The following is a 5,819-nucleotide window of genomic DNA, read 5'->3' on the forward strand; positions in this document are numbered from 1 at the left end:
GCCTCTCCTGCCCGGGCCGGCCCTCGCAGCCGGCGCAGGTACGGGTCGAAGGACGGCCTGGGTTCGACCCGGACCCGGGCGTCGACGCAGAGGACCCCGTCGGGCCGGGCGATCAGCGGGTTGAGGTCCACCTCGACGACCTGCGGCAGGTCGCAGGCCAGGGCGGAGACCGCGGTGAGCACCCCGCGCAGGTCCGCCGGGTCCACGCCGGGCGCTCCGGGCCGGCCGAGCAGCAGGGGCGCCGCCCTGAGGTCCGCGGGCATGGTCTCCAGATCGCGTTCGGTCAGCGGGGCGAAGCGGGTGCTGCGGTCGCCGAGGACGTCGGTCGCGGTGCCGCCGAGGCCGAGCAGGACGAGCGGCCCGAACACCTCGTCCTGCACCGCGCCGACCAGCAGTTCGAGGCCGGGTGCGGCCATGGGCTGGAACACCACGCCGGCCGTCCGGTCGCCGAAGCGGTCCTGGAACTCCCGGTAGCACTCCCGTGCCCGGGTCTCGCCGACGATGCCGAGGCGGACGGCGCCCTCGGCGCTCTTGTGCACCTGGTCCGGCCAGTACGCCTTCGCCGCGAGGCGGCCCTCGTGGCCGAGCGGGCCCAACTGCCGGGCGGCTTCGGCGGCCTCGTCCTCGTTCCGTGCCAGGACGGCGGTGGCGAGCGGCAGCCGGTAGCGGCCGAGCAGGTCGGCGGTGGTCTCCGGGTCGAGCCATCCGCCGGACGTGGTCGGTGCAGATCTGGTGGCCCAGGCCGCGCGAGCCGCAGTGGATCATCACGCAGACCTGATCGGTGCGCAGACCGAAAGCCCGGGCGCATGCCTCGTCGTAAATCCGGTCGACGGCCTGGACCTCCAGGAAGTGGTTGGCCGAGCCCAGGCTCCCGACCTGGCCCGCCCCGCGTTCCAGCGCGCGGTCGCCGACCTGCGTCACGTCCGTGACGTCCACCGCCCCGCCGTCCTCGCAGCGGTCGAGGTCGCGCGGCACCCCGTGCCCCATGTCCACCAGGTAGCGTGCGCCGCCGCGCAGCAGGTCGGCCAGTTGCCGGCGCCCGGCGGGCCGCCACAGGCAGCCCCGCCCGAGGCCGCGTGGGATCAACGGGTCCAGCCGGTCCATCAGCGCCGGCAGCACCTCGCGCACCGTGTCCCGGTCGAGCTCGCTGGTGAGCAGCCGGACCCCGCAGGAGATGTCGAACCCGACCCCTCCCGGAGACACCACACCGCCGGCCGCGACCTCCGTGGCCGCCACCCCGCCGATCGGGAAGCCGTAGCCCCAGTGGATGTCGGGCATCGCGTAGGAGGCCCGGACGACACCCGGCAACGAGGCGACGTTCGCGACCTGTTCGAGTGCGCGGTCGCCCTCGTCGAGCGGCAGCAGCCCGTGCGGGGCGAAGACCACCCCCGGCACCCTCATCACGCCGCTGCGCTCGATCCGGTAGCGCCAGGGGGTCTCCTCCACCAGTCGGACGTCCATGTCAGCCGATGCCTCCTCGGCCCCGTCACGCTCATGTGCCGTGGTGGCGCTCGTCCGCCGCGTGCCCGGGCCGCGCGCCGGTCAGACGTCCAACGTCACGTGGCACCGCCAGCCCCCAGCCGCTTCCCTCGTCATCCGCAGTCCGTGCAGGGACACCGCCTTCGGCACCGCGCCGACCTGCTCGACCAGGGCACTGTCCACCATGGCCAGCCGCATCCGCACGGCCGTCCCCGTGCGCCGGACCGACACCCGGGCCGGCAGCTCCCCGGCCGTCTCCGCCCGGAAGATCATCTCCTCCAGCGCCGAGATCAGCAGCCTCTCGTCGGTGTCGTCGGCCAGCTCGTACTCCCGCTCGGTGCGCACCGCCTCCGGCGGGATCTCCGCGAAGCCCCCGACCGCCCCGCGGACCGCCTCCGCGACGCACTCCTCCCGCTCCGGGGGCCCATGCCTCGACAGCCAGATCCCCGGTGTGCGGCACGGTCCGGTGACCGGTGCCGCCGGGAGCTGCGCCCGGTGCTCCGCTCACGTCACCAGTCTTCCCCCCGAACGGGGCCCGGCGGTAGTCCGGGGAACCGGAACGTGCCGCACGGCCGGGTCGGCGCTACGGTCGGCCCATGCGGCACCGCACCACGACGACCGTCAGCGCGGCCCTGATCGACATCGACGGGGTGCTCACGCTGTCCTGGAAGCCGCTTCCCGGCGCTGTCGAGGCGCTGGAACGGCTCCGAGATATGGGGCTGCCCTTCCTGCTCCTCACCAACACGACCTCGCGCACCAGGGCCTCGATCGCGACGGCCCTCGTCGGTGCGGGATTCCCGGTCTCGGCCGAGTCCGTCCTCACCGCACCCAGCGCCACCGCGGCCTTCCTGGCGGAGCACCATCCCGGCGCCCGCTGCATGCTGCTCAACAGCGGTGACGTCCGGGAGGACCTGACCGGGGTGGCCCTGGCCGAGGACGACGAAGCCACGGAGGGGGAGGACGTGGACGTCGTCCTGGTCGGCGGTGCCGGACCCGAATTCGGCTATCGCGCCCTCAACCGCGCGTTCGGCCACCTCCAGCGGGGAGCCCGCCTCGTCGCCATGCACCGCAACCTGTACTGGCGCACCGACCGTGGCCTGCAGCTCGACGGCGGCGCCTTCCTGGCCGGCCTGGAGCAGGCCTCGGGTCAGCGGGCCGAGGTGGTCGGCAAACCCGCTGCCGCGTTCTTCACCGGGGCGCTGACCCGGCTGGGAGTCGAGGCGGACCGGACGCTGATGGTGGGCGACGACATCGAGTCCGACGTGCTCGCCGCCCAGCGCTGCGGCATCGGCGGCGTCCTCGTGAGGACCGGGAAGTTCCAGGGCCGTACGCTCCGCGACGCCGACGGAACCCCCGACCACGTCCTCGACTCCGTCGCCGATCTGCCGGGCCTGGTGGCGCGGTTGGCCTACGGCGTGTCTTCAAAGGCGATCGGGCAGCCATAGGGGCGCGTGGGGGCACCTGAATCGACCGCCCCACTGCCCTGTGAAGACAAGCCCTAGCTTGACTCTGTCGGGGATCTTGGCATAGGGCTGCTGGTGATCATGGCGGTCAGGGCCTTGAGCGGGCGAGCCCCCAGGCGGCGCCGGGCCCGTAAGAGCGAGGGGCCGGCCGGGCGCACGACGACAGCCACGGGCAGGTGCGCGGTCGACTTTCCCCACACGGCCCGGTAGGAGCAGTGCTCAAACAGGGCCAGGGCCAGGACGAAGTACACCATGACGCGGGCCGGCAGCAGCCGCACCCGTTTCCCGCGCCCCGGTTTCCTCCAGCACCGCGTCGACCAGGTCGAAGTCCACGATCTGGGTCAACTCGCTCAGGGCTGAACCGAAGAGCCGCCCTTCTAACGGTCCCGCACACCACGGTCACTGACAGTCAGCCAGTTGCTGTCGATGTCTGTGTCGCCACCTCCGGGAGCCGGATCATGTAGAGCCGAGCTCACCGTAGGGGAATTGCAGATTCAGCCGCATCGGCTGCACTGACTGTTCGTCAGGCAGCCAACGAAGCCGGCCCTTGAGCTCATTGGCGTCCCGGGGTCGGCGTTCGAATCGGCCGCGCCGTCCGTGAACGTTCGCCTGCCATCCGAGACCCGCCTCCACGCCCGCCGCCTCGGCTCGGGACGCGGCAGCGTACTTCGAGGGCCGTCCCAGGTGTTTCCTCGCCTTTCTGCACCAGCAGGATCCGGTCAGGTGTGCCCCTATCCCGGGGTTCGCCTCAGGGGCTGCTGAAACCCGTCCGGCGCCGCGACAATCCGGCGATGGTACTGCTGGAACGGCGAGTTGGCGTCGGGCGCGTCTGGACAAATTGGGTGAGCACCTGTCGCACGGAAAGGACGTCATTCCGTCTCCGGGCTCTCCACTCATTGACTACCGCTCCCACCAGGCCCGGAGCGGAAGTCGGCAACCGATCACGGCGATTCGCGGGGCGTCCGGTCGCCTTCGCCGATACGCGGCGGTTGGATCGAATGGCAGCCCGGGGGTGCCAGCCGATTCCCGGCGCTCCGCCGTTCGGGTGGTGGCCCGTCAGAACGGTTGTCGGCGGCCCGTCGCGACTGGATTACTGTACGTATCCGAAGGATGGTCCGTCCGTATCCATGCGCAGGAGCGGCAGCGGGGCGCCTTCGGTCTACGGGATTGGCCTTGCCGGGCAGCAGACGTGACGGGCCTTCCCTTCAGGACGGGTGGATCCGCGCGCCGGTAGGGCGGGTCCGTCCCCAGCCGATCACTCCGTCATCGTTGTCGGAGGCCGTGACGGTTCCGGTCGGCGTACTCCTCATCAGTACCTCCACCTCACTGCTCGACGGCCTGATTCAAGGAACCGTCCGTGTCATCGGGCGGCCTGCCCGCACGGCATCCCCCTGCGCTCCGAGTCGATGTGGCCACGTCGGCTGAACTCCATGAGCCCGGGCTGCCGTTGGGCCGCCGGACTTCAGGACCCGGGCACGCCCAAGTCCACGCCGGCGCGGCGCACGTCCGCTGTCGAGCGCCGTGCCGCGATGTCAGCCGTGGACTGCCCGTATCCGCCGATCCACCCAGTGCCTTCTGGAGGCAACCATGCCCATCAGCCCGAACCAGGGATCCACCGCAGGCGGGACCACGGTGACCATCACCGGCACCAACCTGGCCGGCGCCACCGCCGTGAAGTTCGGCACCAAGTCGGCCACCATCACCGCCAACACCCCCACCCAGGTCACCTGCATCTCGCCGTCCGGCTCCGGCACGGTCGGCGTGACGGTCACCACCGCCGGTGGGACCAGCAACCCGCTCTCGTTCTTCTACATCGGCGCCCCGTTCAAGGCGTCGCTCAGCGACGTCTCCGGGCCCACCGCGGGCGGGAACGCCGTCACCATCACCGGTACCGGGCTGGCCACCGCGAGCTCGGTCCAGTTCGGCGCCAACAGCGCGACCCCGACCGTCACGTCGGACAGCCAGATCAGCGTCACCGTGCCCGCCGGCGCAGCCCCCGGAACGGTCGGCGTCAGCGTCACCACGATCGGCGGCACGAACAACGGCTTCTCGTACACCTACGTGGACGCGCCGACCGTCAGCACCATCACGCCGTCCTCCGGGTCGACCTCGGGCGGCACCGCGGTGACCATCACCGGCGCCAGTCTCTCCACCACCCAGTCGGTCACCGTCGGCGGCACCGCGGCGCCGTTCTCGGTGGTCAACGACACCACGCTGTCGGTCGTGACCCCGCCCGGGACCGCCGGCGCGGAGGACGTGGTGGTGACCACCACCGGCGGCAGCGCCACCGCCGTCGGCGGCTTCACCTACGTCTCCGGCCCCGGCATCTGACGCATCCTCCGACCTGCCCGCTCCCTCGGAGCGTGCGGTGCCCGGCGCCCGGGCAAGGAGGCACCTCTCTGCCCGGGCGCCGGCGCCGGACCAGGAACCTCCCATCCCGCAGAAAGGCACACCATGGGCACCTCCAAGGACCGGCACTCGTCGTCCACTCCTGCAGCCGAAACCTCGCCCACGCCGAGCATCGCCACCGTCCTGCTGGCGTCGCCGCCCACGCTCTCCTCCCTGACGCCGGGTCAGGGACCTGCCGGGGGCGGGACGATCGTGACCCTGACCGGTACCAACCTCACCGGGGCGACCGCGGTCACGTTCGGCAGCACCGCGGCCACCTCGTACACCGTCGTCTCCCCCTCCCAGATCACCGCCACCGCACCCCCCGGAAGCGGTACGGTCCAGGTCAAGGTCACCACCGCCGACGGGACGAGCAACGGCCTGTCCTTCACCTACGTCCCGGCGCCGGCGCTCTCCTCCCTGACGCCGGGTCAGGGACCTGCCGGGGGCGGGACGATCGTGACCCTGACCGGTACCAACCTCACCGGG

The 5,819-nt window shown here is 71.9% G+C and carries 6 protein-coding genes and 1 pseudogene; 3 read left to right on the forward strand and 4 right to left on the reverse strand.

What is annotated here, in order from left to right:
• The 3 genes and pseudogenes from ABZ641_RS23800 to ABZ641_RS23810 form a co-directional block, all read right to left on the reverse strand.
• The coding region (locus tag ABZ641_RS23800) for an acetate--CoA ligase family protein (RefSeq protein ID WP_359984700.1) at positions 1 to 677 on the reverse strand (677 nt) is incomplete at its 3' end.
• Positions 678 to 708: 31 nt separating this feature from the next.
• Positions 709 to 1,461, reverse strand: a pseudogene (locus ABZ641_RS23805) (RtcB family protein); the annotation flags it as partial.
• Positions 1,462 to 1,542: 81 nt separating this feature from the next.
• The gene (locus tag ABZ641_RS23810; RefSeq protein ID WP_359984703.1) at positions 1,543 to 1,923 is read right to left on the reverse strand and encodes an archease; all 381 of its coding nucleotides are present in this window, start codon (positions 1,921 to 1,923) and stop codon (positions 1,543 to 1,545) included.
• Between the two features lie 152 nt (positions 1,924 to 2,075).
• Between ABZ641_RS23810 and ABZ641_RS23815 the strand changes: the two genes are divergently transcribed.
• Complete coding sequence (locus tag ABZ641_RS23815) at positions 2,076 to 2,924, forward strand: HAD-IIA family hydrolase (RefSeq protein ID WP_359984692.1); 849 nt, start codon at positions 2,076 to 2,078, stop codon at positions 2,922 to 2,924.
• 53 nt (positions 2,925 to 2,977) lie between these two features.
• On the opposite strand, the gene ABZ641_RS23820 is transcribed toward ABZ641_RS23815, so the two are convergent.
• Positions 2,978 to 3,196, reverse strand: a complete 219-nt coding sequence (locus tag ABZ641_RS23820; RefSeq protein ID WP_359984705.1) for a transposase domain-containing protein — start codon at positions 3,194 to 3,196, stop codon at positions 2,978 to 2,980.
• A gap of 1,333 nt (positions 3,197 to 4,529) precedes the next feature.
• On the opposite strand from ABZ641_RS23820, the gene ABZ641_RS23825 reads away from it, so the two are divergent.
• Both ABZ641_RS23825 and ABZ641_RS23830 read left to right on the forward strand, forming a co-directional pair.
• Positions 4,530 to 5,273: an IPT/TIG domain-containing protein gene (locus tag ABZ641_RS23825; protein WP_359984695.1), complete on the forward strand. Its 744-nt coding sequence runs from the start codon at positions 4,530 to 4,532 to the stop codon at positions 5,271 to 5,273.
• 123 nt (positions 5,274 to 5,396) lie between these two features.
• A partial coding sequence (locus tag ABZ641_RS23830; protein ID WP_359984698.1) for an IPT/TIG domain-containing protein occupies positions 5,397 to 5,819 on the forward strand: 423 nt, incomplete at its 3' end.

Origin of the sequence: Kitasatospora sp. NPDC007106, assembly GCF_040634455.1 — a bacterium.
GTDB classification, from domain to species: domain Bacteria; phylum Actinomycetota; class Actinomycetes; order Streptomycetales; family Streptomycetaceae; genus Kitasatospora; species Kitasatospora arboriphila.

What these genes read in the sequence shown, in the direction of transcription:
- ABZ641_RS23815 (WP_359984692.1), top strand. Translation starts at nt 2,076, where the DNA reads ATGCGGCACCGCACCACGACGACCGTCAGCGCGGCCCTGATCGACATC.
- ABZ641_RS23820 (WP_359984705.1), bottom strand. Translation starts at nt 3,196, where the DNA reads ATGGTGTACTTCGTCCTGGCCCTGGCCCTGTTTGAGCACTGCTCCTAC.
- ABZ641_RS23825 (WP_359984695.1), top strand. Translation starts at nt 4,530, where the DNA reads ATGCCCATCAGCCCGAACCAGGGATCCACCGCAGGCGGGACCACGGTG.